26 protein-coding genes, 1 tRNA gene and 1 riboswitch are annotated in these 26,191 nt (G+C 73.2%); of the genes, 7 read left to right on the top strand and 20 right to left on the bottom strand.

Features of this window, described 5'->3' with window-relative positions:
- Position 1: 1 nt before the first annotated feature.
- Positions 2-1,555, bottom strand: a complete 1,554-nt coding sequence (locus H9640_RS01235) for a Re/Si-specific NAD(P)(+) transhydrogenase subunit alpha (RefSeq protein WP_191788913.1) — start codon at positions 1,553-1,555, stop codon at positions 2-4.
- 264 nt (positions 1,556-1,819) lie between these two features.
- On the opposite strand from H9640_RS01235, the gene H9640_RS01230 reads away from it, so the two are divergent.
- Positions 1,820-2,056, top strand: a complete 237-nt coding sequence (locus H9640_RS01230) for a hypothetical protein (protein WP_191788912.1) — start codon at positions 1,820-1,822, stop codon at positions 2,054-2,056.
- Positions 2,057-2,237: 181 nt separating this feature from the next.
- Here H9640_RS01230 and H9640_RS01225 read toward each other — a convergent pair.
- The 17 genes from H9640_RS01225 to H9640_RS01145 all read right to left on the bottom strand — a co-directional run bounded on the left by H9640_RS01225 (position 2,238) and on the right by H9640_RS01145 (position 17,575).
- Positions 2,238-2,310: transfer RNA gene (locus H9640_RS01225), tRNA-Ala, on the bottom strand.
- A 58-nt stretch (positions 2,311-2,368) separates the two neighbouring features.
- On the bottom strand, positions 2,369-3,049 hold the full coding sequence (locus H9640_RS01220; RefSeq protein ID WP_191788911.1) for a histidine phosphatase family protein: 681 nt from the start codon (positions 3,047-3,049) through the stop codon (positions 2,369-2,371).
- Positions 3,046-3,483, bottom strand: a complete 438-nt coding sequence (gene rsfS / locus H9640_RS01215; RefSeq protein WP_191788910.1) for a ribosome silencing factor — start codon at positions 3,481-3,483, stop codon at positions 3,046-3,048. Before rsfS ends, H9640_RS01220 begins: the two co-directional genes overlap by 4 nt.
- 28 nt (positions 3,484-3,511) lie before the next feature.
- Positions 3,512-4,525, bottom strand: coding sequence for a hypothetical protein (locus tag H9640_RS01210; RefSeq protein ID WP_191788909.1), 1,014 nt, complete (start codon positions 4,523-4,525; stop codon positions 3,512-3,514).
- Positions 4,522-5,127, bottom strand: coding sequence for a nicotinate-nucleotide adenylyltransferase (gene nadD / locus H9640_RS01205; protein WP_191788908.1), 606 nt, complete (start codon positions 5,125-5,127; stop codon positions 4,522-4,524). The genes H9640_RS01210 and nadD overlap by 4 nt, the downstream gene beginning before the upstream one ends.
- 26 nt (positions 5,128-5,153) lie before the next feature.
- Positions 5,154-5,309, bottom strand: a complete 156-nt coding sequence (locus H9640_RS01200; protein ID WP_191788907.1) for a hypothetical protein — start codon at positions 5,307-5,309, stop codon at positions 5,154-5,156.
- A gap of 109 nt (positions 5,310-5,418) precedes the next feature.
- Positions 5,419-6,774: a glutamate-5-semialdehyde dehydrogenase gene (locus tag H9640_RS01195; protein WP_191788906.1), complete on the bottom strand. Its 1,356-nt coding sequence runs from the start codon at positions 6,772-6,774 to the stop codon at positions 5,419-5,421.
- 139 nt (positions 6,775-6,913) lie between these two features.
- A complete protein-coding gene (locus H9640_RS01190; RefSeq protein WP_191788905.1) occupies positions 6,914-8,602 on the bottom strand; it encodes a dipeptide ABC transporter ATP-binding protein in 1,689 nt (562 codons plus the stop codon).
- Positions 8,599-9,594, bottom strand: coding sequence for an ABC transporter permease (locus H9640_RS01185; RefSeq protein WP_191788904.1), 996 nt, complete (start codon positions 9,592-9,594; stop codon positions 8,599-8,601). Before H9640_RS01185 ends, H9640_RS01190 begins: the two co-directional genes overlap by 4 nt.
- A gap of 19 nt (positions 9,595-9,613) precedes the next feature.
- Positions 9,614-10,564: an ABC transporter permease gene (locus H9640_RS01180; RefSeq protein WP_191788903.1), complete on the bottom strand. Its 951-nt coding sequence runs from the start codon at positions 10,562-10,564 to the stop codon at positions 9,614-9,616.
- A gap of 124 nt (positions 10,565-10,688) precedes the next feature.
- A complete protein-coding gene (locus H9640_RS01175) occupies positions 10,689-12,341 on the bottom strand; it encodes an ABC transporter substrate-binding protein (RefSeq protein ID WP_191788902.1) in 1,653 nt (550 codons plus the stop codon).
- Between the two features lie 290 nt (positions 12,342-12,631).
- A riboswitch (SAM riboswitch) is annotated at positions 12,632-12,743 on the bottom strand.
- Between the two features lie 71 nt (positions 12,744-12,814).
- Positions 12,815-13,957 (bottom strand): glutamate 5-kinase, encoded by a 1,143-nt coding sequence (gene proB / locus H9640_RS01170; RefSeq protein WP_191788901.1) that lies wholly within the window; start codon positions 13,955-13,957, stop codon positions 12,815-12,817.
- A 250-nt stretch (positions 13,958-14,207) separates the two neighbouring features.
- Positions 14,208-15,731 (bottom strand): GTPase ObgE, encoded by a 1,524-nt coding sequence (gene obgE / locus H9640_RS01165; RefSeq protein ID WP_191788900.1) that lies wholly within the window; start codon positions 15,729-15,731, stop codon positions 14,208-14,210.
- 90 nt (positions 15,732-15,821) lie between these two features.
- Complete coding sequence (gene rpmA, locus H9640_RS01160; RefSeq protein ID WP_030151568.1) at positions 15,822-16,079, bottom strand: 50S ribosomal protein L27; 258 nt, start codon at positions 16,077-16,079, stop codon at positions 15,822-15,824.
- A 75-nt stretch (positions 16,080-16,154) separates the two neighbouring features.
- Entirely contained in the window at positions 16,155-16,463 is a 309-nt protein-coding gene (rplU, locus tag H9640_RS01155) for a 50S ribosomal protein L21 (protein ID WP_191789147.1), read from the bottom strand.
- Between the two features lie 219 nt (positions 16,464-16,682).
- Positions 16,683-16,889, bottom strand: a complete 207-nt coding sequence (locus H9640_RS01150; RefSeq protein ID WP_056651409.1) for a dodecin family protein — start codon at positions 16,887-16,889, stop codon at positions 16,683-16,685.
- A 107-nt stretch (positions 16,890-16,996) separates the two neighbouring features.
- Positions 16,997-17,575 carry a TetR/AcrR family transcriptional regulator C-terminal domain-containing protein gene (locus tag H9640_RS01145; RefSeq protein WP_191788899.1) on the bottom strand — a complete coding sequence of 193 codons (579 nt, stop codon included), beginning with the start codon at positions 17,573-17,575 and terminating at the stop codon, positions 16,997-16,999.
- A gap of 119 nt (positions 17,576-17,694) precedes the next feature.
- Between H9640_RS01145 and H9640_RS01140 the strand changes: the two genes are divergently transcribed.
- Positions 17,695-18,384: an NAD(P)H-dependent oxidoreductase gene (locus H9640_RS01140; RefSeq protein ID WP_191788898.1), complete on the top strand. Its 690-nt coding sequence runs from the start codon at positions 17,695-17,697 to the stop codon at positions 18,382-18,384.
- 84 nt (positions 18,385-18,468) lie between these two features.
- On the opposite strand, the gene trxA is transcribed toward H9640_RS01140, so the two are convergent.
- On the bottom strand, positions 18,469-18,858 hold the full coding sequence (gene trxA / locus H9640_RS01135; RefSeq protein ID WP_191788897.1) for a thioredoxin: 390 nt from the start codon (positions 18,856-18,858) through the stop codon (positions 18,469-18,471).
- Positions 18,859-19,029: 171 nt separating this feature from the next.
- Between trxA and H9640_RS01130 the strand changes: the two genes are divergently transcribed.
- The 5 genes from H9640_RS01130 (at position 19,030) to ppk2 (ending at position 24,409) form a co-directional block, all read left to right on the top strand.
- Complete coding sequence (locus H9640_RS01130) at positions 19,030-20,454, top strand: MFS transporter (RefSeq protein WP_318243590.1); 1,425 nt, start codon at positions 19,030-19,032, stop codon at positions 20,452-20,454.
- Positions 20,441-22,099 (top strand): pyridoxal phosphate-dependent decarboxylase family protein, encoded by a 1,659-nt coding sequence (locus tag H9640_RS01125; RefSeq protein WP_191788896.1) that lies wholly within the window; start codon positions 20,441-20,443, stop codon positions 22,097-22,099. The genes H9640_RS01130 and H9640_RS01125 overlap by 14 nt, the downstream gene beginning before the upstream one ends.
- A gap of 109 nt (positions 22,100-22,208) precedes the next feature.
- On the top strand, positions 22,209-22,778 hold the full coding sequence (locus tag H9640_RS01120) for an NUDIX hydrolase family protein (protein ID WP_191788895.1): 570 nt from the start codon (positions 22,209-22,211) through the stop codon (positions 22,776-22,778).
- An 11-nt stretch (positions 22,779-22,789) separates the two neighbouring features.
- Complete coding sequence (locus H9640_RS01115) at positions 22,790-23,473, top strand: Pr6Pr family membrane protein (RefSeq protein WP_318243589.1); 684 nt, start codon at positions 22,790-22,792, stop codon at positions 23,471-23,473.
- A gap of 87 nt (positions 23,474-23,560) precedes the next feature.
- Positions 23,561-24,409: a polyphosphate kinase 2 gene (gene ppk2, locus H9640_RS01110; protein WP_191788894.1), complete on the top strand. Its 849-nt coding sequence runs from the start codon at positions 23,561-23,563 to the stop codon at positions 24,407-24,409.
- 16 nt (positions 24,410-24,425) lie between these two features.
- Here ppk2 and H9640_RS01105 read toward each other — a convergent pair whose 3' ends face one another.
- Entirely contained in the window at positions 24,426-26,147 is a 1,722-nt protein-coding gene (locus H9640_RS01105; protein WP_191788893.1) for an ABC-F family ATP-binding cassette domain-containing protein, read from the bottom strand.
- Positions 26,148-26,191: the final 44 nt, after the last annotated feature.

Below are 26,191 nucleotides of genomic sequence, written 5' to 3'. Positions count from 1 at the left end.
GTCAGGCCTCCTTCCGGAACATGCCGATCATGCGGTAGGCCACGAGGAACCCACCGAAGATGTTGACGGAGGCCAGGGCGGCCGCGACGAAGGCGATCGTGGTGACCACCCAGCTCGAGTCGCCGATCTGCAGGAGCGCGCCGACCAGGATGATCCCGGAGATCGCGTTCGTCTGGGCCATGAGGGGGGTGTGCAGCGAGTGGCTCACGTTCGAGATCACGTAGTAACCCACGACCACCGCGAGCGCGAACACCGTGAAGTGCCCCACGAACGCGGGCGGCGAGAACGTGATGGCGAGCGCTGCCAGGACCGCGGCCAGGGCGTACCCGACCGCCCGGCGGGTGCCACGTCGTCGGGCGGCGTCCAGCGCGGTCGCTGCGTCCAGCGCGGCCTGGGCCTCGTCGACCGCGGGAGCTGCCGGGGCCGCGGCCGAGACCGCGACCGGGGGCGGCGGCCACAGGACCTCGCCCGCCCGCGCGACCGTCATGCCGCGCAGCACCTCGTCGTCGAGGTCGAGCACGACCTGTCCGTCGCCGCCCGGGGTCAGGAGCTTGAGCAGGTTGACGATGTTCGTCCCGACGAGCTGCGACGTGTGCTTGGGCATGCGGCTCGTGAGGTCCGTGTACCCGAGGATCACGACGCCGTTGTCCGTCACGACGCGCTCCCCCGGCACCGTGAGCTCGCAGTTGCCACCACCCGAGGCCGCGAGGTCCACGATCACGCTGCCGGGGCGCATCGCGGCGACCATGTCGGCGCTGATGGTGCGCGGCGCACGACCCCGCACCAGGGCCGTCGTGACGACGATGTCGGCGCGCGCCGTCTCGGCCGCGTACATCTGGGCCGTGAGGCGCTCCTGCTCGGCGGTCAGCGCGCTCGCGTAGCCGTCGGTGCTGACCTCCTGGCGCGCGCCCTCGGCCTGGACGAACTCCGCGCCCATCGACTCGATCTGCTCGCCGACCTCGGGCCGCACGTCGAACGCACGCACCTGCGCGCCGAGGCTCGCGGCCGTGCCGATCGCGGCAAGACCTGCGACGCCGGCGCCGATCACGAACACGGTCGCGGGCGCCGTCTTGCCCGCCGCGGTGACCTGGCCGGCGAACATGCCGCCGTACTCCTCCGCAGACTCGATCACCGCGCGGTACCCCGCGACGTTCGACATCGCGCTGAGCACGTCGAGCGACTGGGCGCGCGAGATGCGCGGCACGGCGTCGAGGGCCAGCGCCGTGACGCCGTGGTCCGCGAGCTGCTGCACGAGTGCCTCGTTCGCACCGGGGGCCAGCATGGCGACCAGGGTCGCCCCCTCGCTCAGCGACGCGACCTGCTCGGCCGACGGGCTGTTGACGGCCGTGACGACGTCCGCTCCCCACGCCTGCGCCGCGTCCCCCAAGGTCGCGCCCGCCTCCGCGTACGCCTCGTCGGGGTAGCTCGCGCGCTCACCGGCACCGTGCTCGACCACGACGTCGTACCCGAGGCCCACGAGCTGGGCCACCGTACGGGGCGTCGCGGCGACGAGCCGCTCGCCGGGACGGGTCTCTCTGGGCACGCCGATGCGCATGCTGACCTCCTTGCTCGGATGGCTGCACGGTATCGGTACGGCAAAGGATCCGCCGCAAGGCACGCATCGTGGACGAATGTCGTCCACGCGGATCACGGTCCGGGGGGCGAGACGGGCGGTCCGGTCCGAGGCGGGTGTGTGCGCCAGCGGTGCGGAGACCCGTCTCGGACGGGCGCACCCGTCTCACCCGCGCCGCAGGTCCGCCCCTGCCCGACGGCGCCAATCACCTGGCATCTGCCGCTCGCCGCTGGCTAGGGTCGCGTCATGAGCGCATCCGGCCCGCCCGACGCACGCGGGCGACTCGTCGAGGACCCGTTCGACCACCGCGTCACGGCGTCCGGGACCGTCCTGGCCTACCGAGGCGGGCGGCTGGTGGCGACGATCTCCGGCGCCCAGGCGGCGCGACTGATCGCCGCTCTGGAGACGGCTGACGAGGACCGGGCGCAGCACCTCCTGGCGCGGGCGACCGGGAACTACCGACGGGGGAACGAGCGGCGGTGACGCCGGCCGAGGCAGCCTGCCCCGTCCCGGGCTGATGCGGCGTACTCGTGAGCCCGCGCGATGCTGGTGGGGACGAATGACCCACCCGTGACGTACGACACATTCGGTCCGTACCGGGTGAAAACAACCCCGGACAACGACGAAGGCCGCCTCCCTCGCGGGAGACGGCCTTCGTGTCGGGTGGAGCTGAGGGGACTCGAACCCCTGACCCCCTGCATGCCATGCAGGTGCGCTACCAGCTGCGCCACAGCCCCAGAACCATTGCTGGCCCCGTGCTTCCGTGAGGTTTTCCCCCTCGGAAGCATCGCTAGTTTATGCCGAAGTCGGCTGGAAAATCCAATCGGGTCCAGACGCCCACTCGTCGAGCGAGAAGTCCGCTCCGACGTTGTGCGCGACGAGCCTCCACGCAGGGTGGGCGTTGGCCCCCGAGCGCTGCAGCTGGGACCAGTGGACGTTGTTCAGCCCGGAGATCCCCCGCCAGGTCGACGGGTCCAGCCCGAGCATCGCGGTGATCACGAGCGTGATCGCCGCACCGTGCGACACGACGACGAGGGTGTCCTTCTCGTCGAGCGCGTCCGCGTGCTCGGTCACGGCCTCGACCATGCGGGCCGCGACGTCGGCCCGCGACTCGGCGCCCGCACGCGCGGGCTCCTCGCCACGGCGCCACGCCGCGTACTCGTCGGGCCAGCGCTCGGAGAGCTCCTCGCCCGTCATGCCCTCCCACTCGCCGAACCCACGCTCACGCAGGCGCTCGTCGAGCGAGACGGGCAGCCCCGTCGCCTTCCCGTAGTACCTGGCGGTCTCGGCCGCACGCGTCAGGTCCGACGCGACGACGACCGTCGCGGCGTGCGCGGCCGCGAGCGACCGTGCCCCCTGCTCGGCCTGCCAGTGACCGACGGCGTCCAGCGGGATGTCGACCTGCCCCTGGAGGCGCATGGCCGCGTTGTACTCGGTGCGCCCGTGGCGCAGGAAGACGACGGTGCGAGCGCTCACGCCTGCGAGTCCTCCGCGAGGTGGATCGAGCCGTCGGACACGTCGCCCGCGTCCGAGGAGCCGTCCCCACCGCGTGCGTCCTCGGGCAGCTCGATGGCCGGGCAGTCCTTCCAGAGGCGCTCGAGCGCGTAGTAGACCCGGTCCTCCGAGTGCTGGACGTGCACGACGATGTCGCCGAAGTCCAGCAGGACCCAGCGCGACTCCGACTTGCCCTCGCGGCGGATGGGCTTGACGCCCACCTTGTGCAGCTCTTCCTCGACGGCGTCCACGATCGCGGACACCTGCCGTTCGCTCGTCCCCGAGGCGATCAGGAAGACGTCGGTGAGCACGAGCTGCTCACTGACGTCCAGGGCGATGATCTCTTCGGCCTTGCGGTCCGATGCGGCGCGGGCCGCGATCACCGCAAGCTCGACAGCGCGTTCCGTTGCAGTCACGACTCTCCGTGTGTTGTCTCGAGGCCCGTCAGAAGGACGGGCCGTGGTGGTGCGTGGGGCTCGAAGCAGTGGCTTCGACGCCGACCTGCGCGGCGGGCTCCGCGGTGCTCGGCCCTTCGCCCAGGAGGAGCTTCCAGATCAGCAGGCCCAGGACGAAGGCCACGGCGATGAGGATCAGGTAGTGCAGCCAGGTGTACGCGTGCCCCGGAGGCCGCTCGTCCACCTCGTCGTCCTCGTCGTCCTCCGCACCGCGGGCCGCGAGGCTCTGCCGCGCTCCCCCGGCGACGGGGAACGGTGAGTCCTCGTCGGGTCCTTGGGCCGCGGCGCTCGGCGCCCCGGGGAACGGGGACGCAGGCGCAGGCGGCTGGGCCGGGGCCTGCGTCTCCCACGGGAGGGCAGCACGGGCCGGTTCCGGCGCCTGCTGCGCGAGCCCGCTGGGAGCGCTCTGCTCCCACGGCAGCGCCGCAGGGGCAGGCGCGGGGGTCGCAGCGGCACGCGGGGTGTCCGGCGCGGGCGTCCGTGACGACACCGACTCCCGCGCGGGCGGGAAGGGCGAGGCCTGCTGCGCCGGGGGGAAAGGGGAGGTCGCGCTCTGGGGCGCCGGCTCGGGGACCGCCGGACGCGTCGGCGTCGCGAACGGCGACGGTGCGGTCGACGGGGCCCGCATGCTCTGGCGGACCGGGGGCGTCATCCCGGGGGGCGGGGACTGGGCAGGACGGATCGCGACCCGCTCGGCCGTCTCCTGGATCGGGGTGAGCCGACCGGTCTCGTCGACGCCGCGCATGCCACCCGTCATCGACGGCGGGCGCACGACGGGCGCCGGGGTCGAGTACCCGTCCGAGGGGGTAGGGGCCGACACGTCACGCATCGAACGCCGCGACGGCGGCGGGGCGGCCGGGGCCTGGGCCGGCGGCGGGGCGTAGCCTCCCGACGCGGACGGCGCGCCTCCTGCCGCCTGCTCGGCCGCCGCGGCTTCACGCTCGCGGATCTCTCGGCGCGTCAACGGGCGGACGGGCTGCATGCTCCCGTGCTGATCACTCATGATGCTGATCCTCTGTACAGGCCGTGCTTCGCGATGTACTGGACGACTCCGTCCGGCACCAGGTACCAGACCGGTTGGCCGGCCTCCGCTCGTTGACGGCATTCGGTCGACGAGATGGCGAGCGCCGGGATCTCCAACGTGGAGACGACCCCGGGCGGCAGGCTGTCGACACTGAGCCGGTGTCCCGGACGGGAGACCGCCACGAAGTGTGCCATCTTCCAGAGGTCGTCGGCATCCTTCCAGGTCAGCATCTGCTCGATCGCGTCGGCACCGGAGATGAAGTAGAGGTCCGCCTCGGGGCGCAGCTCACGCAGGTCGCGCAACGTGTCGACGGTGTAGGTGAGCCCCGGACGGTCGACGTCGACCCGGCTCACGGTGAATCGCGGGTTGGAGGCGGTCGCGATCACCGTCATGAGATAGCGGTGCTCCGGCGCGCTGACCTTCTGGTGCTGCTTGAAGCTGGGCTTCCCGGTGGGGACGAAGATGACCTCGTCGAGGTCGAAGCGGGCCGCGGCCTCGCTCGCCGCGACGAGGTGGCCGTGGTGGATGGGGTCGAACGTGCCACCCATCACCCCCAGCCGGGGCCTCCTGCTCGCCGTCATCTCCGAAGGATCCACCAGCGCCCGGGTCAGTGGCGGGTACCGACGCTACGGAAGGCGTAGGTCACGAGGAGCAGGCCGACGAGCACCCCGAAGGCGACGATGCCGAACCCGACGGGCGGGATCGGGAGGTGGGTGACGGCTTCGGTGTTCTCCTGGGCAACCTGTGCGGCAGCAGCGAGCACGATGTCCTCCTAGTGGTTCTGAGCGTGGTGCGGGTCAGCGGGTGATCTGCGCGGGCGCCGATCGCCGTCCAGTCTCTCACGGTCGTGCTGGACGTCGAGCAGCATGTGATCAGGGACGCACGTGGCCGTCGCCGTGCACGACCCACTTGGTCGTCGTGAGCTCGGCGAGCCCCATGGGGCCGCGCGCGTGGAGCTTCTGGGTCGAGATGCCGATCTCCGCACCGAGCCCGAACTGCGCCCCGTCGGTGAAGCGGGTGGAGGCGTTGACCATGATGGCCGCGGAGTCCAGCTCGGCCACGAACCGCTCCGAGGAGGCCAGGTCCCGGGTCACGATCGCCTCGGTGTGCCCCGAGGTCCAGGTGCGGATGTGCTCGATCGCCGCGTCGAGGTCCGGCACGACCCGCACCGCGATCTCCGGGGCGAGGTACTCGCGCGCCCAGTCGTCGTCGGTCGCGGCGAGGATCTCGACGCCGGCCGGGGCGAGCTCGGCCGTCCGGGGGTCACCGTGCAGCACGACGCCGGCGCCGTCGAGCGCCGCGAGCGCCGCGGGCAGGAACTGCGGCGCGGCATCGGCGTGGACGAGCAGCGTCTCGGCCGCGTTGCACACCCCGACGCGCTGCGTCTTGGAGTTCAGCAGGATCTCCAGGGCGCTGGCCTGGTCGGCCGACGCGTCGACGTACACGTGGCAGTTGCCCACGCCGGTCTCGATCACCGGCACCGTGGACTCGCGGACGACCGTCTGGATGAGGTCCGCTCCCCCGCGCGGGACGAGCACGTCGACGAGGCCGCGCGCGTGCATGAGCGCGACGGCGCCGGGGCGCCCGTGCCGGTCGATCGACTGCACCAGGTCTGCGGGCAGCCCCTGGGCCGCGAGCGCGCGCCCGAGGACCTCGACGATCACCTCGTTCGAGCGCGCGGCGGCCGAGCCACCGCGCAGGATGACGGCGTTGCCGCTCTTGAGCGCAAGGCCCGCGGCGTCGACGGTCACGTTGGGGCGTGCCTCGTAGATCATGCCGACGACCCCCATGGGCACGCGCACCTGGCGCAGGCGCAGGCCGTTGGGCAGCGTCGAGCCGCGGACGACCTCGCCGACCGGGTCCGGCAGCGTCGCGAGCTCGCGCAGGGCGTCGGCGATCGCGACGATCCGCTCAGGGGTCAGCGCGAGGCGGTCGAGGAGCCCGGCCGACGTGCCGTTCGCCCGTCCGCGCTCGAGGTCCTGCGCGTTGGCCGCGACGATCTCCGCGGTGGCCGCGACCAGGGCGTCGGCCAGCGCGTGCAGCGCGGCGTCCTTGGTGGCTCGCGTCGCGGTCGCGAGCGTGCGCGAGGCCACCTTGGCGCGGCGGGCCGTGTCCTCGACGTCGCGGGCGACGGACGGCGCGGAGGCCGTGGGGTCGTTCGCCTGCGGGGTGCCCGTGACGGCGGTCGCGGGCTGGTCGAGGTCGGAGGCGGGGCTGAGCGCGGTCATGCGACGAGCCTACGACGCACGCGCCGTGCCTGTCTGCGGCGTCCGAGACGTGAAGCGGCCCGACGCCGTCGCGCGCCCCCGCCGTAGAGGACCGGCCGTGCGGTGGCCTGGTCAGGGCCGCCCCGTGGCTCCTGGGCCCTCACTCGACGTCCGCGAGCGCCCGGCGCCCCGGGATGGCCGCGACCAGCTCGCGCGTGTACTCCTCGTGCGGGTCGAGGAGGATCCGGTCGGCGGTCCCCGTCTCGACGAGGTGCCCTCGGTGCATCACGCCCACGTGGTCGGCGACCTGCCGGACCACCGCGAGGTCGTGCGAGATGAAGAGGTACGCCAGCCCGTGCTCGGTCTGGAGCGCGCTCAGCAGGTCCAGGATCTGGGCCTGGACCGAGACGTCGAGCGCCGAGACCGGCTCGTCGAGGACCACCAGGTCGGGGCGCAGGGCCAGGGCGCGCGCGATCGCGACCCGCTGACGCTGCCCGCCCGACAGCTCCCGAGGCCCCCGCCCCAGCGAGGTCGCCGGGAGCGCGACCTGGTCGACGAGCTCGCGCACCCGGGCCCGGCGCTCGCGGGGGTCCCCCACCTTGTACGCGCGCAGCGGCTCCTCGACGATCTGCTCGACCGTGAAGCGCGGGTCGAGGGACGCGTACGGACTCTGGTACACGACCTGGAACCGTCGACGGAGCCTGCGCAGCTCCTCGCCGCGGGCCGCCGTGAGATCCGTCCCGTCGAGCACCAGCGAACCGGCCGTCGGCTGCTCGAGGCGCAGCACCAGGCGCGCGGTCGTGCTCTTGCCCGAGCCCGACTCGCCCACGAGCGCGAACGTCTGCCCGGCGTGCAGGTCGAAGCTCACGTCGTCGACCGCGACCAGGGAGCGCGACGCGGCCCCGCGCGGCAGCGGGAACTCCCTGCGCAGCCCCCTCGCCTCGAGGAGCGGGGCGGACGGCGCGGCCCGGGCGTCGTCGTCGGGCCTGGCGGCCGGCCGTGCCGTGGCCCGCACCGCGGCCCCCGAGCCCAGGCGGGTGCTCGCGAGGCTCGGCGCGGCCGCGATGAGCTCGCGCGTGTACGGATGCTTCGGGTCCGCCAGGACGCTGCGTGCAGGCCCCTCCTCCACGACCCGGCCGTGCCGCAGGACCACGATGCGATCGGCACGGTCTGCGGCCACCCCCAGGTCGTGCGTGATGAGGAGCACCGCCGTGCCGAGCGTCGAGCGCAGCAGCTCGATGTGGTCGAGGATGCGGCGCTGGACCGTCACGTCGAGCGCGCTCGTCGGCTCGTCGGCGATCACGAGGTCGGGCCCGGCGGCGATCGCGATCGCGATGAGGACGCGCTGGCGCATGCCGCCCGAGAGCTGCGACGGGTACTGCCGGGCGCGAGCGGCCGGGTCGTCGAGGCCCGCCTTCTCCAGGAGGTCGACCGCGCGCCTGCGCGCCTCGCGACGACGTGCGAGCCCGTGGATCACGAGGACCTCCGCGACCTGGTCGCCCACGCGCTGGACCGGGTTGAGCGAGACGGTCGGGTCCTGCGGCACCAGGCCGATCCTGCGCCCGCGGACCTCGCGCCACTCGCCCTCGCTCAGCCCGGTCAGGTCCTGCCCGCCGAACCGGATCGTGCCCGACGTACGGCGGCCCCCGCGCGGCAGCAGGTTGATGACCGCGTGGGCCGTGGTGCTCTTGCCGGACCCCGACTCCCCCACCAGCGCCACGACCTCGCCCGCATGGACCTGGAGCGAGACCCCGTCGACGGCGGGCGCGTCACCTCCCGTCGTCGTGCGGTAGCCGACGTGGAGATCCCGGACGTCCAGCAGGACGTCGTCGGGCACGGGGACGCTCATCGGTCCTCTCCGTCCTTCTCGAGCGAGCGGGAGACGCGGTTGGCCGACAGCACGACCGCGACGATCACGAGCCCCGGCAGCGTCGTGAGCCACCACGCGGCGGCGAGGTAGTCGCGCCCGCCGGACACCAGCGCACCCCATTCCGGGGTCGGGGGCGCGGCCCCGTAGCCCAGGAAGCTCAGGGCCGAGATCGCGAGGACGGACGACCCCAGCTCGAGCGCGGTCAGCGCCACCACGGGGCCCGCCGAGTTGGGCAGGACGTGACGTCGCAGCACCGTGTACCAGCGCACGCCCGACGCACGGGCGGCCTCGACGTACGTCGTCGACGACGTCCGCAGCGCCTCCGCACGCATGACGCGCGCGAACGCCGCGATCGTCGTGATGCCGACCGCGATCGCCACCTTGACCGTGCCGAACCCCAGCACCGTGATGATCGCGAGCGAGAGCAGCAGGCTCGGCACCGCGAGCAGCACGTCGACCACCCTCCCCACGACGTCGTCGACCCACCCCCGCAGGAAGCCCGCGAGCAGCCCCAGCAACGAGCCGACCGACAGCCCCAGCGCGACCGCGATCACGGTCGCGCTCAGCGAGAGCCACGAGCCGTGCACCACCCGGGCGTACACGTCGCGCCCCAGGTGGTCGGTGCCGAACAGGTGCTCGCCGCTCGGCGCCTGCAGGCGGTCCGCCGGGACCCCCGTGATCGGGTCCTGGGACGCGAAGACGCCCGGTGCGAGCGCCCACGCGACCACGAGCAGCAGGAACAGCACCGCGAGCAGCAGGCCGGGGCGGCGCAGCACCGCGATCCCTGCCCGGCCGAGCGCGCGCAGCGACGACCGCGCTCCCCTGACGCGGCGGTCCGTGGCGTCGAGCGGGGCCGGGTCGGTGAGGGACGGCCGCGCGTCGGGCCCGTCGAGCGGGGCCGGCCCGTCCGGCGCGGGAGCGTCCGGGGACAAGGTCTCCGGGACGGTGTAGGTGTCGAGTCGTGCGGTCATGATGTCCTCCTCCGTGCCCTCACGCCGCGGCGGAGGGCTGGCGGGTGGTGATCCGGGGGTCGAGCACGGGGTAGAGCAGGTCCACCAGCAGGGTCACGACGACGAAGACCAGGGCCGAGAAGACCACGATGGCCTGGACCACGGGCACGTCCTGCTGGTTGACCGCGGTCACCGTCAGGCGACCGACCCCGGCCCGGGAGAAGACCGTCTCGGTCACGACCGCACCGGCCAGGAGTCCCCCGACCGTCACGCCGAGCACCGTGAGCGCCGGGATGGACGCGTTGCGCAGGGCGTGACCGAAGTGCACGCGCGCACGCCCCGCGCCCTTGGCCCGAGCGGTCTCGACGTAGGGCTCGGCCAGGGTCTGGCGCAGGCTGCGCGAGAGGACCTGCGCGAACGCCGCGCTCGCGGGGATCGCGAGCGTGCACGCCGGCAGGACGAGGCTCTCGAACCCCTCGTTGCCCATGGCGGGGAACAGCCGCAGCTCGAACGAGAACCACTGGAGCAGGAGCAGCCCCACCCAGAACGTCGGCAACGAGATGCCCAGGGCCGGCAGCGACGCGAGCGCGTGCCGGAGCCAGCGGGCGCGCGGGAAGGTGCTCGCGAGCGCGAGCGCGGCTCCGCCGACGAGCGCGAGCCCGAGGGCCAGGGCCGTGAGCTGGAGCGTGGGCGGCAGCGCCTCGGCCAGGAGCTTGGTGGCGGGCGCCCCCGAGGAGAACGAGCGCCCGAAGTCCAGGTGCAGCGCTCCCCACAGGCCGTGCGCGTACTGGACCAGGACGGGGCGGTCGAGCCCTTGCTCGGCACGCAGGCGCGCGACGAGCTCGGGGTCCGAGAGGTCGCCGTCGGCTCCGGCCGCCTTGATCGAGGCCGCGTCGCTCGGCAGGACGTAGAGCAGGAAGAAGGAGATCGTGAAGGCCGCCCACAGGACGAAGCCTCCCTGCCCCAGGCGGCGGGCGATGTACCGGCCCATGGTCGGCTCCTCTCGGGTGGTGACGTGCGGATGGTGACGCGGGTCGTGACGCGCAGGTGGTCGGATCGGTGGCGGGAGCGCCGGCCCGGCGGGACGCTCGCGACGCGTCCCGCCGAGCCGCTGCTCAGTCCTGCTGGACCCAGGCGCCGTAGAAGTCGAGGCGGGTCGACGCCTCGAAGCCCAGGCCGTGGACAGTGTCGGCCGCCGCGATCGTCGTCGAGAGCTCGTAGACCGGGATCGCATGCCCCTGCTGGACCAGGAGACGCGCAGCCTGGGTCACGAGCTCCTGCCGCTCGGCCGGGTCCGTCGACGCGGCCGAGCGGTCGAGCAGGTCGTCGACCTCCTCGGGTGCCCGCTTGTTGATGTTGCGCGCGTTGGCCGAGAAGATCGTGCGCAGCACGTCGGGGTCCGAGCGCGTCAGGTTGTAGTAGTCGAAGTCGAAGTCCCCGGACTTCTTGAGCTCGGTGGACTCGGCGACCGTGACCTGCTTGAGCTGGAGGTCCACGCCGATCTTCGCGAGCTGCTGCTGGACGAGCTCGAGCGGCTCGGCCACCTGCCAGAACGTGACCGTGGTGGACAGCCGCTGACCGTCCTTGACCCGCACACCGTCGGCGCCCTCGACCCAGCCGGCGTCGTCGAGGAGCGCCTCCGCACCGTCCGGGTCGTACGCGAGGTCGTCCGAGACATCGGCCCACAGCGGGGTCGAGTGCGACAGCACGCTCGTCGCAGGCTCGTCCTGCGGGGTCAGCAGGGTCGCGGCGATCTCCTCGCGGTCGATGCCCTTGCTGATCGCCTGCCGCACCGCCGGGTCGGCGGCGAGCGGTCGCGACTCGTTGGGGAAGAGGTTGAAGACGACGCCCGGGTTCGCCCGGTACGCGAGCCAGAAGCCGTTGCCGTCGAACTGCGGCAGGTCGACCGTGCTGATGGCCGCGGTCGCGTCGATCTGGCCCGAGAGCAGGCTGCCGGTACGCACGCTGGCCTCGGGCACGAACTTCACGGTCACGGTGTCGAGGTACGCCTCCCCGGTGTGGTCGTCGGCCCCGGAGGCCCAGTCGTAGCCGGCGACCTTCTCGAGCACGACCTCCTGGTCGAACGTGTAGGACCTCACCGCGAACGGCCCGGAGCCCACGAACTTCCCGGCGCACCGGTCCTCGACGCTGAGCGCGGCGGAAGCGGGCGAGAGCAGTCCGAGCGAGAACGTCGAGGACGCCTGGAGGAACTGCGCGCTGGGTGCCGAGAAGTCGACCCGCACGGTGCGGGGGTCCACGACCGTGGTTCCCTCGTACCCGACGAGGTAGGCAGAGCCGAGCGAGGCCGCCGCGCCGAGCTCGACGATCTTGTCGAAGTTCGTCTTGACGGCGGCCGCGTCGATCGGCGTGCCGTCGGCGAACGTCGGCCCCTCCCGGAGCGTGAACGTGAAGCTCGTGGCGTCCGCGTCGACCTCCCAGCTCTCCGCGAGCCACGGCAGGATCTCTCCCGTGTCCGGGTCCTGCGCGGTGAGCGAGGCCACGGTCTGGCGGGCCGAGGCGATCGCGTCGTTGTTCCCGACCTGCTGGGGGTCGATGCAGTGCGAGTCGACCGTGACCGCGAAGGTGAGGTTGCCGCCCGGGACGGGCTCCGCCGTCGGGCCGGGGGACGCGCCGTCCGCGGTGCTGCCGCCACCGGAGCCGCACGCCCCGAGCAGGAGCGCCGTCGCGGCGAGGGAGGCCGCGACGAGCGCGCGGCGAGACGGGGCCGTGCGGCCGCCGGGGCCCGAGGGCCAGGTCGAGAGGGACATGCGAGCAGTGCTCCTTCGGTCGTGCGCGCCGTCGGTCCGGCACGGCCGGGGCGCTGAGGGGTCGCCGACGGACCGTGGGTGCGTCGGATCGACGCCGGGCTCACGGTGAGCGGCGGTGGGGGCCGTCAGGGGACGGCGAGGGTGGGACGGGATGTCGGCCGCACGTCAGGAGCGGCGAGGGGTCAGCCGCGTGTCAGCGACAACAGAGCACGAGGGTCCCCGCGTCGAGGCAGCGGACACCCCTGCCGTCGAGCCCCTGTTGCGTTCCGAGTGCGCGCATCGCCCGTTCCTCCGTGTGCTTACCGCGCCCGACGGGTCGCGGTCAGGTACCACCCGGAGCACCCCGTCACGTCGAAGGGTTGCTGGCCAGCGAGCCGGGTCTTGGCGCTGGCGCTCTTCACCTGGCGCACAGGAAAGCCGCCCGAGGCCACCGAGTCAAGGGGTGAGCAGACCGTCCCACACCGTGAGACGACTCAGGACGCCTTGCGCTTGCGCCCCACGAGCACGAGGTCGTCGCGGTGCACGATCTCGCGGTCGTACCCCTCGCCGAGCTTGTCGCGCAGCTCGTGCGTCGAACGGCCGAGCAGGTCCGGGATGTCGCTCGAGTCGAACGCGACGAGGCCGCGCGCGATCACGCGCCCGTCGGGGGCGACGAGCTCGACGGGGTCGCCCGCGTCGAAGTCTCCCGTGACGCCGACCACGCCTGCGGGCAGCAGCGACGCGCGTCCGCCCAGCACCGCGGCGACCGCTCCCTCGTCGAGCTCGAGTCGTCCGCGCGTGCGGGCCGCGTGCGCGAGCCACAGGCGCCGGCGCGTGGTGCGCTTGCCCGTCACGGCGAACCAGGTCCCCACCTCGTGCCCCGCGAGCGCGCCCTCGGCGTGCGCGGCCTTGGTCAGGACGACCGGGATGCCCGAGCCCGTCGCGATGCGCACCGACTCGAGCTTGGTGAGCATGCCGCCGGTCCCGATCGAGCTGCCCCGGCCCGTGACCTCGATGCCTTCGAGGTCGAGCGCGGACCGGACCTCGCGGATGCGCTGCGTGCCCGGGCGCGAGGGCGGGCCGTCGTACAGGCCGTCGACGTCGGTCAGCAGGACCATCGCGTCGGCGCGCACCAGGTGCGAGACCAGGGCCGCGAGACGGTCGTTGTCCCCGAAGCGGATCTCGTCGGTCGCGACCGCGTCGTTCTCGTTGACGACCGGCACGATGCCCAGGTCCAGGAGCCGCTCGAGCGAGCGCTGCGCGTTGCGGTAGTGCCCGCGGCGGATGGTGTCCTCGGCCGTGAGGAGCACCTGGCCCACGCGGATGCCGTACTCGGCGAACGCCTGGGCGTAGCGGGCGACCAGGAGCCCCTGCCCCACCGAGGCCGCGGCCTGGGCCGTCGCGAGGTCGCGCGGTCGCGCGCTCAGGCCCAGCGGACCGATCCCCGCGGCGATCGCCCCCGACGTCACGAGCACGACCTGCCCGCCCGCCGCGTGGCGGGCCGCGATCACGTCGACGAGCGCGTGCAGGGCCGGGACGCTGAGGTGCCCGTCCGGTCCGGTGAGGGACGAGGAGCCGATCTTGACGACGACCCGGTGGGCCGTGGCGACCTGGGAGCGTGCGGAGAGCGCATTCACGGGCTCATCATCCCGCGCCGGGCGCTCGGACGGGGCGCCGTTTCACCGTGTGACACCTCACGGTGGGACGGCGTGGGCGGCATGCCGCCGGCCCGGGCACGACGACGACGCTCCCCCTGGGCGCCCGTGCCGCCCGGGCGCGGGGTCGAGACCCCCGGGGACGCCGCAGGGCGGGCACGACCCGAGGGGCCGTACCCGCCCTGCGGGCGGACGTGCACGGTCGACGACGCTCGTCGACCCGCGCGGGAGGTCAGTCCTGGTCGGGGTCCGTCCAGTGGCCGGACTCGCGCTCGGTCCAGAGCTCGGCGCGGGCCTCGGCCTTGGCGTCCATGCGCTCGGTGTACTCGCGGCGCTTGTCGGTACGCGTGGGGCGCGAGGTGTCCTCGAGGCGGAGGTCGGAGCCGCGGGGGCCGCCGAGGTGCTCGGCGCCCGTGATGAGCGTGGGCTCCCAGTCGAACACGACCGCGTTCTTGTCGGAGCCGATGCGCACCTCGTCGCCCGCGACGGCGCCGGCCTTGAAGAGCTTCTCCTCGACCCCCAGGCGTGCGAGGCGGTCCGCGAGGTAGCCCACGGCCTCGTCGTTCGAGAAGTCGGTCTGGCGGACCCAGCGCTCGGGCTTGGAGCCACGGACCTCGTAGTAGAAGCCGGTCTCGGCACCACCCTTGCGGGTCACGGTGAAGCCCGCGTCGTCGACGGCCTTGGGGCGCAGGATCGTGCGCGCCGGGGCGGGGGCCGGGGCCTCGCGGCGGGCCTGGTCGACGAGCTCGGCGAGCGCGAACGTCAGGGGGCGCAGGCCCTCGTGGCTCGCGGTCGAGATCTCGAAGACGCGCAGGCCGCGGGCCTCGAGGTCGGGGCGCACGAGCTCGGCGAGCTCGCGGGCCTCGGGGACGTCGATCTTGTTGAGCACCACGAGGCGCGGGCGCTCGTTGAGCGGGAGCCGGGCCCCCTCGATGTCGAGGTCGCCCGCGTAGGCGTCGAGCTCGGCCTCGAGGGCCTCGAGGTCGGAGATCGGGTCACGATCGGGCTCGAGGGTCGCGCAGTCGAGCACGTGCACGATCACGGCGGTGCGCTCGATGTGGCGCAGGAACTCGAGGCCGAGTCCCTTGCCCTGGCTCGCGCCGGGGATGAGGCCGGGGACGTCGGCGACGGTGTAGCGCGAGTCGCCCGCCTGGACCACGCCCAGGTTGGGGACGAGGGTCGTGAACGGGTAGTCGGCGATCTTGGGCCGGGCTGCGGAGATCGCGGCGACGAGCGAGGACTTGCCCGCGCTCGGGAACCCGACGAGCGCGACGTCGGCGATCGACTTGACCTCGAGGACGAAGTCGGCCTCCTCACCGGGCTCGCCGAGCAGCGCGAAGCCCGGGGCCTTGCGGCGCTGGGAGGCGAGCGCGGCGTTGCCGAGGCCGCCCCGGCCACCTGCGGCGGCGACGTACTCGGCGCCCTCGCCGACGAGGTCGGCCAGGACGTTGCCGTCGGTGTCCTTGATCACGGTGCCGTCGGGCACGCGCAGGATCAGGTCCCCGCCGTTGGCGCCGGCGCGGTGGTCACCCATGCCCTGGGTACCGGAGGTCGCGTGGCGGTGCGGCGAGTGGTGGAACTCGAGGAGCGTCGTGGTCTGGGAGTCGACGACGATCCGCACGGTCCCACCGTCACCCCCGTTGCCACCGTCAGGGCCGGCGAGCGGCTTGAACTTCTCCCGGCGGATGGAGGCGCAACCGTTGCCGCCGTCACCGCCGGAGGCGTGCAGGACGACGCGGTCGACGAACGTGGCCATGGAAATGGTCCTCTCAAGCAGGGGGGAAGAACACCAGGAGGGGCGCACCGCGTCTGTGCGCCCCTCCTGTCAAGCGTGCTGCGTCGTGGATCAGGCCTCGGCAGAGACGATGTCGACGACCTTGCGCCCGCGGCGCGTACCGAACTGGACCGCACCGGCGGTCAGGGCGAACAGCGTGTCGTCGCCACCGCGACCGACGTTGTTGCCCGGGTGGAAGTGGGTGCCGCGCTGGCGGACGATGATCTCGCCGGCGCTGACGACCTGGCCACCGAAGCGCTTCACGCCGAGGCGCTGGGCGTTGGAGTCACGACCGTTGCGCGAGGAGCTCGCGCCCTTCTTGTGTGCCATGTCGAACCTGCTTTCGTGCTGGAAGAAGAGGGGGTGGGATCACCTGTGGCGGCCGTCACGAGCCGCCGAGGGAAGTCACTTGATGCCGGTGACCTTGAGGCGGGTCAGCTGCTGACGGTGACCCTGGCGCTTGCGGTAGCCGGTCTTGTTCTTGTACTTGAGGATCGTGATCTTCGGGCCCTTTTCGTCCCGGACGACCTCAGCAGTGACCTTGACCTTCGCGAGCGCCGCAGCGTCGTGGGTCACCTTCTCCCCGTCCACCAGCAGGATCGCAGGAAGCTCGACGGACTGTCCGGCACCAGCCGACAGACGGTCGACGACGACGATATCGCCGACGGACACCTTCTCCTGGCGGCCACCGGCCTTGACGATCGCGTACACCACGTTGTTGCTCATCTCTTCTAGTCTTGGCGTGCTCGCCATGTCTGGTCGTCTTGGCAGGACTCAACACACCGTGGCGTGCGAGTGCGACCGGACCATGGGCACACGGGACCAGTGCGCACCGAGCGCACCGACGTTCAAGGGTACGGGAATCCCGGAGGCAGGGTCAAATAGCCGCCCGTGCTGGCACGGGTCAAGCCGGCGCGCCCGCCCAGCCCACCGTCAGTCGAGGACGAACGTGACCTCGAGCGCCACCTGCCAGGCGACGATCTTCCCGTCCCTGACCTCGACCTTCTGCTCCTTGACCCACGCCCCCGTGAGGTTGCGCAGCGTCTCGCTCGCCCTCTCGATCCCGGTCTTCACCGCGTCGTCGAAGCTCACGTCGGACCGTGCACTGATCTGGGTGATGCGCGCTACCGAGCCGCTCATGACGTCCTCCGCCGTCCGGGGCGGACGCCTCGTCGCGTCCGCGCTCCCCCTCCACGATCCTCCGCAGGGCGTCGGCCCGCCAGCGCTGGCGGCTGCGGAGCCGGGTGTCAGCGGAGCCGTTCCCCCAGCCCCGCGACGATCACGTCGGCACCGAAGCCGAAGCGCTCGTCGAAACCGCCCGCCCCTTCGGTGCCGCCAGCACCTCCGGCACCACCGCCCGCCTGCTCCTCGACGACGAAACCCAGGACGAAGCTGAGCACGGTCCCCCAGGCGCGCGCGGCGTCGTCGGGCGTGAAGCCTGCGGACGTGAGGACGCCCAGCGGGACCTCGACCGCGTCGCGCAGCGCCTCGTCCGTGACGAGGGTGCCGCTGAAGACGCGCGCACCGTCGCGGTGCGCGAGCAGCATGCGGCGCAGGTTCGTCGCGGAGTCGCGCACGCAGTCCTGCCAGGGAGACCCGGCGAGCGTCGCCTCGTCCCAGGCCTCGCCGTCGACGAGGTCTCGCAGCATGGTGACGGCCATCTCGTGGAGCAGGTCGGCCTTGCTCGCGAAGTGCCAGTAGAGCGCGGGCGCCTTGACGCCGAGGTCCTGGGCGAGCCGGCGCAAGGTCAGCCCGTCGAGCCCGACCTCGTCGAGCAGCGCGAGCGCCGCGCGCACCACGCGTTCCCGGTCCAGCCGCTCGGCCATCGCCCGTCCTCCTCGGATCGTCGGCGGCCACGGGTCGGCCGCACGCCCTCACCTTGACACCTTAACGATGTTCAGCAACTCTAACGTTGTTAGATTGAACAACGTTAAGGAGAGTTACCGTGCGCGTCCTGCTCGTGATCGACCACCCCTACGAGGGCAGCTACAGCCGGGCGCTCGCCGCCGCCGCGATCCGCGGTGCGACCAGCGCCGGGCACGACGTCGACGTGATCGACCTCGACCTCGACGACTTCGACCCCGTGGTCCGGCGCGCAGACCTGGGCGCGTGGCGCGAGGGACGGACCGTCGACCCCCGGGTCGCGCAGTACCAGGACCGCCTGGCCGCCGCCGACCACCTCGTCCTGGTCCACCCCGTCTGGTGGGAGGTCATGCCCGCGCGCCTCAAGGGGTTCCTCGACAAGGTCCTGGTCCCCGGCTTCGCGTACACCGAGAGCCGGGTCGGAACCCTCCGAGGACTGCTCGGGCTCTCGGGCGTCACGCTCGTGACGACCATGACCACCCCCGGACCGCTCTACCGCCTGTGGTTCGGCGCCCCGGTGCACCGCGTCGTGGCCCGGGGGGTCTTCGGCCAGCTCGGCGTGCCACGGGTCCGGTGGGTCAACCACCCGCGCGTCGCCGAGGTCTCCCCCGCCCGGCGCGCACGGTGGTTGACCGCGCTCGAGCGGCGGTTCGCGAGCCTCCCCGAGCCCTCGGACCGAGCGCGCGAGCGCGCGGCCCGCCGGAACGCCGCACGACCGGTGGCCGCACGAGGGGCCGCCGAGCACGAGCCGGCCGCACGGCCGGCCGCCTGACGGCCACGGACCACGACCCGCCCTGCACGACGAAGGACCCCGGCCGAGGCCGGGGTCCTTCGGTGATGCTGGGCGGTCGACGCGTCAGGCGTTCGCCTGGCCGTTCGACTCCGCGGCCGAGGCCTGGGCGATCTGCGCACGGACGTCGTCCATGTCGAGCCCCTTGACCGCTTCGACGACCTGCTCGAGAGCGGGTGCAGGGAGCGCGCCGGGCTGCGAGAAGACGAGGACGCCTTCGCGGAACGCCATGAGCGTCGGGATCGAGGTGATGTTCGCGGCGGCAGCGAGCGCCTGCTCGGCCTCGGTGTCGATCTTGCCGTGCACGACGTCGGGGTGGGTCTCCGAGGACGCCTCGAACACCGGGGCGAACTGGCGGCACGGGCCGCACCACGACGCCCAGAAGTCCACCAGGACGATGTCGTTGTCCTTGATGGTCTGCTCGAACGTGGCGCCGGTGAGTTCCTGGGTTGCCATGAAGGTCCTTCCTGAGGGGTTCACCAGGTGCAGCAACGGGTTCCCGGGAGGTATTCCCGGCCCGCGGGCGAACATACGCCGGGTTCCTCGCGGCCGCCTGCCGGACCCTCGGAGCGCCGACCTCCCCGGACCTCCCGGGCAGTGACCGAGATCACGTCTAGGCTGTGGCGCGTGGAACGCCTCAGGCCGCGCACGATCGCGGGATACGCCGTCGGTTCGGTCGGCACGGGTGGCTTCGGCACCCTGCCGGGCCTCATGCTCCTGTACTACCTGACCGACGCGCTCGCCGTGCCGGCCGCGGTCGCAGGCCTGGTCGTCACGGGCGCCAAAGTCTGGGACGTCGTGATCGACCCGTTCATCGGGTACGGCAGCGACCGCGACCTGGCGCGCACGGGCTCGCGGCGGCGCTTCATGACGATCGGCGCCTGCACGATCCCGGTGTTCTTCGCGCTGACGTTCGCGGTGCCGGGCGGGGCGTCGACGGTCGCGGCCTCGATCTGGGTGCTCGTGGCCTTCCTGCTCGCCGCGACGGCGTTCTCGCTGTTCCAGGTGCCGTACATCGCGCTGCCCGCAGAGATCGCACCGACGTACGACGAGCGCACGCGCCTCATCAGCTGGCGGGTGGCGACGCTCGCGTTCGCGATCCTGCTGTTCGGGGCGGGGGGCCCGGTGCTGCGCGGCGAGACGAGCTCGCTGTCGGGGTACCTGACGCTGGGCGTGGTCGCGGGGCTGGTGATCGGCGCGGGCATGTTCGTCGCGTCCCGGGTGGCCCCGCGTGGCGCACGAGCAGCCGGCCCGACGGCGTCGCTCCCCGCGGGCGCACAGGCCCCGCAGGCGGCCACCTCGGCCGCGGGCGCCTTCCGCGTCGCGGTCTCGGAGGCCGTCGCGACCCTGCGCCGCAGCCAGCCCTTCCGGGTCCTGCTCACGGCGTTCTTCCTCCAGGCCCTCGCGACGGGCCTCATGCTCGCGGCCGCGAACTACGTCGCGACCTACGTCCTCGAGTCGACCCTTGCGGTGAGCCTGCTGTTCGCGGCGCTCATCGCGCCCGCGCTGCTGGTCATGCCGCTCTGGAACCGGCTCGCGCGCCGGGTCGGCAAGGAGCGCAGCTTCGTCCTCGCGAGCTCGCTGTTCGCGGTCGCGACGCTGTGCATGGTGCCGCTCGCGTGGGCTCCGGGTGACTGGGTGTACCTGCCGACCGCGCTCGCGGGCGTCGGGTACGCGGGCATGCAGGCGCTCCCGCTCGCGATGCTGCCCGACGTGATCGCGCACGACGCCCGTACGGTCCCCGTCGCGGGCCAGGGGCCGTCTGACCGTGGCGGGGCGTTCAGCGGCGTGTGGACCGCGGGCGAGACGACGGGTATGGCGTTCGGCGCCGGGCTGCTGAGCCTCGTGCAGTGGGTCACGGGCTACCAGTCGTCGAGCGCGGGCTTCACGCCCGAGCAGACGACGGCCGCAGTGGACGGCATCGCGCTCTCGTTCTCGCTGGTCCCGGCGGTTCTTGTCGCGCTGAGCCTCCTGGCCCTCGTACGCTATCGACTGCGCAGGGGCGACATCGACGTGCCCACCGAGGAGCCCGCAGCGCATGAGCGCCCTTGACGACACCCCCCTGCCCGCCCCGCCCGTCCTGCGGACCGAGGGCATCCTCGACCGCCTCGCAGCGCTGCGGGCGGCCGACGCCCCGACGCACGGAGGACGCGTCCTGTCGTACGTCTACGACCCGGACCTGGCCGAGCTCGACGCCCTCGCGGGGGACGCGATCCGGGCGGTCCAGCCGCTCAACGCCCTGGACCCCACGACGTTCTCCTCGGTCGCGGTCATGGAGCGCGAGCTCGTGGCCTTCGCGCGCGACATGCTGCACGGGACGGGCGCGCAGGACGCGAGCGGCGTCGTCGGGACGGTGACGTCCGGCGGGACCGAGAGCTGCCTGCTCGCCGTCAAGACGGCCCGTGACGCGTTCCTCGCGGCGCAGCCGCCGCGGGCGGACGGCACGCCGCACACGCTCGCGACGCTCGGCCGGGCGCCCAAGGTCGTGGCGCCGAGCACCGTCCACGCGGCGTTCCACAAGGCCGCGACCTACCTGGGGCTCGACCTCGTGCTCGTCCCCGTGGACCCGGCGACGTGCCGCGCGGTCCCGGCCGACCTGGCCGCGGCGGTGGGCGACGGGAGCGACGTCGCCCTCGTCGTGGTCTCCGCGCCGTCGTACCCGCACGGGGTCGTGGACCCGGTCGAGGAGGTCGCGGCGGCCGCGAGCGCCCTGGGGGTCCCGGTCCACGTGGACGCGTGCGTGGGCGGTTGGGTGCTGCCCTTCTGGCCCGACGACGCCGCGCACGTCCCGCTCTTCGACTTCCGCGTGCCGGGGGTCACCTCGATCTCCGCCGACGTCCACAAGTACGGCTACGCCCCCAAGGGCGCCTCGGTCCTGCTCACGCGGGACCGGGACCGGCAGCGCCACCAGCTGTTCGCGACGACGCGCTGGCCGGGCTACCCGGTCGTGAACTCGACGATCATGGGCTCCAAGTCGGCGGGGCCGCTCGCCGCGGCCTGGGCCGTGACGCAGGCGCTCGGCGTGCCGGGCTACCGGGCCGTGACGGCACGGTGCGCCGTCGCGACGCTCGCGCTGCGCCAGGTGCTCGACACGGTCGAGGGCCTGCGCGTGGTCGGCGACCCGGTGGGGCCGCTCGTGGCGGTCGCGACCGACGAGTCGCTGCCCGCGGACCGGCGGGTCGACCCGCACGTGTGGTCGGACGCCGTCCGCGCGAGCGGGTTCGTGCTCCAGCCGCAGCCCGGGTACACCCAGCCCGACGGCTCACGCCTGCCGCACACGACGCACCTCACGGTGACCCCTGTGACGGCGAGCGTGGTCGATGAGCTCGGTGCCGCGCTGGTCACCGCCGCGGAGGCCGTGCGCGGTGTGCCGCGCCCGGACCCGCAGGAGGTCCTGGGCGCCCTGATCGCGAGCCTGGCCCCGGGGATCGAGCCCGCCGAGGCGGTCGCCGGGCTCGGGTCGCTCGACGCGGCCACGGCGTGGGGGCTCGTGCAGGCCACCGTGCTGGGCGGCGCGGACCCGCGCGGCGGCGACGCCCCCGAGCCCGGCACGGGTCCCATGGCTCCGCTGCTGGCCCTCGTCGAGGCGCTGCCGTCCGCGGTCGGCGAGCGCCTGCTCGTCGAGCTCATCGCGCGTCTCGCGGAGCCCGTGGCACCGCCGGTCGACGCCCTGGCGGCGGAGCCCGGGGGCTCCTGAGACTCGACCGGTGGGCAGGGTCCGGGGCTGTGCAGCCACCGCTGCCCGGGAGCCGACCCCGCCCACCGGGTTCAGCGCGAGTCCGCGTCCCGGGTGGTAGAACAGTCAGGTGACGGACACCGCCGACTTCCCGCCCGACGACTTCTCCCGCGAGATCCCCCAGCCCGCCGGGTGGCTGAGCGCGGAGGACCTCGCGGCCGCACGCTCCCACCTGCCCCTCGTCTACGTCGACGCGGTCCCGGTCCGGGTCGACGACTCGGGCGACGTGGTCGCCGTCGGGCTGCTGCTGCGCGTGACGCCCGAGGGGCAGATGACCCGGGCGCTCGTGTCGGGGCGCGTGATGTACCACGAGCGGATCCGCGACGCGCTGCTGCGGCACATCGAGAAGGACCTGGGGCCCGTGGCCCTGCCCCACGTCCCGGCGTCCCCGCAGCCGTTCACTGTCGCCGAGTACCTGCCCACCCCCGGGATCACGGGGTACCACGACCCGCGCCAGCACGCGGTCTCGCTCGCGTACGTCGTCCCGGTCTCGGGCGACTGCCAGCCGCAGCAGCAGGCGCTCGAGCTCGCATGGCTCACGCCGGAGCAGGCGTGCAGCGACCAGGTGCAGCTCGAGATGCACGGTGGGCAGGGCACGCTCCTGCGGCAGGCCATGGCGTACGTCGGCCGCCTCTCGTGACCTCCGCTCCCGTGACGGCGTCGTCAGGCGTGGGCGACCGCCTGCGCGGACCGGCCGCGGCGCGCTGGTGGCACGGCGTCGTCGCGGCCATGGCGCTCGTCGGCGTCGTCTGGGAGCTCTTCGGCACGCTCGGGCGCGGACCGCTCCCGGGCGACACCACCACGGATCTCGTCGTCCACTTCTTCAGCTACTTCACGATCCTGTCGAACGTCCTGGTCGGGGCCACGTGCGCCCTGCTGTTCGTGGACCCGCTGCGGGACGGGCGCGTGTTCCGCGTCGCGCGCCTCGACGCGCTGCTGTGCATCGCCGTGACGGGCCTCGTGTACAACACCGTCCTCGCGGGCCTCCAGGAGCTGAGCGTCGCCGGGATCTTCACGAACCTCCTGCTGCACCAGGCGGGGCCGCTGCTCGCGGTCCTCGGGTGGCTCGTCGTGGGGCCGCGGCCACGCATCGACACCACGACGATCTGGTGGTCGGTCCTCGCACCGCTCGCGTGGATCGTCTACATCTTCGTGCAGGGCGCGTTCTCGCACTGGTACCCGTACCCGTTCATGGACGTGACCGAGATCGGGTACCCGCAGGCGCTGCTCAACACGGGCGTCGTGGCCGTGGTGTTCCTGCTGCTCGCGGCAGGGCTCGGCTGGGTCGACCGGCGGATGAAGCCCGCGCCCTCGCCCGTGGCCACAGGGCGCTGACGGGCGGACGGCCACAGCCCGTGGGGCGCCCGCAGGCGTCGAGCGCGTCCCGCCCGCGTCGTCCCGGCCCAGCGGTAGCGTGACGCCATGTCGAAGACGTCGAAGAAGAAGTCGAAGAAGGACAAGGGGCTGCCCCGCGAGGTCTACGAGGCCGAGCTGTTCCGGCTGCAGGCCGAGCTCGTCAGGCTCCAGCAGTGGACCCAGGCCACCGGGGCGCGTGTCGTCGTGATCTTCGAGGGGCGCGACGCAGCCGGCAAGGGCGGCGTGATCAAGCGCATCACGCAGTACCTGAGCCCGCGCGTCGTGCGTATCGCGGCCCTGCCGACACCGACCGAGCGCGAGCGGTCCGAGTGGTACTACCAGCGGTACGTCGCCCACCTGCCCGCGGCGGGTGAGATCGTGCTGTTCGACCGCTCCTGGTACAACCGGGCCGGCGTCGAGAGGGTCATGGGCTTCTGCACCCCCGAGGAGTACGACCGCTTCATGCGGCAGACGCCCGTCTTCGAGCAGATGCTCATCGACGACGGGATCATCCTGCGCAAGTACTGGTTCTCGGTCTCGGACGGCGAGCAGCTCAAGCGCTTCCGGTCGCGCCTCTCGGACCCGGTGCGCCAGTGGAAGCTGAGCCCCATGGATCTCGAGTCGATCCACCGCTGGGAGGACTACTCGCGCGCCAAGGACGAGATGATGGTGCACACCGACGTGCCCGGCAGCCCGTGGTTCGTCGTCGAGTCGGACTCCAAGAAGAACGCGCGGCTCAACATGATCTCGCACCTGCTCTCGACGATCGGCTACGTCGACGTGCCGCACGACAAGGTCGTGCTGCCCGAGCGCCCGCCCGCGTCGGGCGACTACGTGCGTCCCCCGCGCGAGCTCGCGAACTACGTCCCCGACCACGTGGCCCAGCTCCTGGGCGACCCCGAGAACGGGTTCTGACGCCTCGCCGGGTGCGCTAGAGCTCGAGGGTCGGCCAGTCCGCGAAGTCCTCGCGCATCCTGCGGTCGTGCGTCGCGACGACCACGGCCGCAGGCGTGACGCGCAGCGCCTGGGTGAGCTCGTCGACGAGGTCGATCGAGAGGTGGTTGGTCGGCTCGTCGAGCAGCAGGACGTGCGGCACCGCGAGCAGCGCGCGGGCCAGGTCGAAGCGGCGGCGCTGCCCCGCGGACAGCTCGCGCAGGGGGCGGTCCAGGTCCTCCTCGGTCAGCAGCCCGAGGAACGCGACCGGTACCAGGAAGTCCGGGTCGAGCGTGCCCGCCGAGAGCAGGTCGAGCGCCTCCTGCGCGTACTCCTCGAAGCCCGTGCGCTCCTCGGCGCCCGGCGGTAGCGCGGGCCCCTCCTGCGCGACGATCCCGACCCGCACGCCGTCCGCGACCGTCCTGGTGCCCCGGTCGAGCCCCACCGTGCCCGCGAGGGCCGCGAGCAGGGTCGACTTGCCCGAGCCGTTCGGCCCGGTGATCAGCAGCCGACCCGACGGCGGGATCGCGATGCGCGTCCCGGGCAGGTCGAGCCGGGCACCGGTGGGCACGGCAGAGGGCGCGGCGGGGGTGACGACGCCGGGCAGGGCGGGGCCGCCGTCGGGCAGGTCGCCCGGCGCGCCGCCCCGCTCCCGAGGCGTGGCGTCCACGCGCGGGCTGCGCACCTCGAGCAGCGGGGTGTCGGGCGACCAGCCGGGCGACATGGCCAGCAGGTCGGGGAAGCGCAGCTCGAGCGGCGGGACGGGGACCTCGACGGCCTCGGCCTCGAGCTTCTGCACGAGCCGGTCCGCAGCCTTGACGTGGATGCGCGCGTGCGTCGCACGCCGGTGCTTCTGGCTGCCCTTGGCGGGGCGCCACTCGTCCGAGAGCCCCTCGTACGACGCGTCGAGCCGTTCGGCGAGCTTCTCGGCGCGCTTGCGCTCGGCCCGGTAGCGCTGACGCCACCGGTGCAGGGCCTGGTTCTTCGCGAAGCGGTAGGCCAGGTAGCCGGGCTGGCCGTACAGCACGGGCTTGCCGTCCATCGCGGGGTCGAGGTCGAGGATCTCGGTCGCGACGTCGTCGAGCAGCTGGCGGTCGTGCGTGACCATGACGACCCCACCGCCCCACGCCACGATCTCGCCCGTGAGGAAGTCGATACCGCTCGTGTCGAGGTGGTTGGTCGGCTCGTCGAGCAGCAGCAGGTCGCTCCGCTCGGCCAGGCGGCATGCGAGACGGACTCGGTAGCGCTCGCCCACGGAGAGCGTCGAGAGCTCGCGCAGCGGGTCGCGGCACGCCCCCAGCCGGGACAGCGCGACCTCGACGCGCCGGTCCGCGTCCCACACGGCCAGGTGCTCGGCGCGGGCCAGGACGTCCGAGAGCTCGGCGAGGTTGCCGTGCTCGTGGTCGAAGTCGCGCGTCACGGCGTCGAGCTCGGCGCCCACGGCACGCACCGTCGCGAGGCTGTCGCGGACCAGGTCGCCGACCGTCTGCCCGGGCTGCGGCACGAGCTCCTGCTCGACGACGGCGAGCGAGCCCTGGCGGCGCACCTCGCCCCCGCTCGGGGCGAGCGTCCCGGCCAGGACACCCAGGAGGGTCGACTTGCCCGTGCCGTTCTCCCCCACCACGCCGAGCCGCGTGCCGGCGCCGACGCGCAGCGAGACGCCCGAGAGGACGGGGCGTCCCGGGTAGGAGAAGGAGAGGTCGTCGACAGCCAGGTGCACAGGTCAACCCTAAAGGGAGCAGGTGGACGGGCGCCCCACCCCGC

Source organism: Oerskovia gallyi (assembly GCF_014836745.1).
GTDB lineage: Bacteria > Actinomycetota > Actinomycetes > Actinomycetales > Cellulomonadaceae > Oerskovia > Oerskovia paurometabola.
The sequence above is the reverse complement of the archived record's forward strand: the minus strand, read 5'-3'. Positions and strand labels throughout refer to the sequence as shown.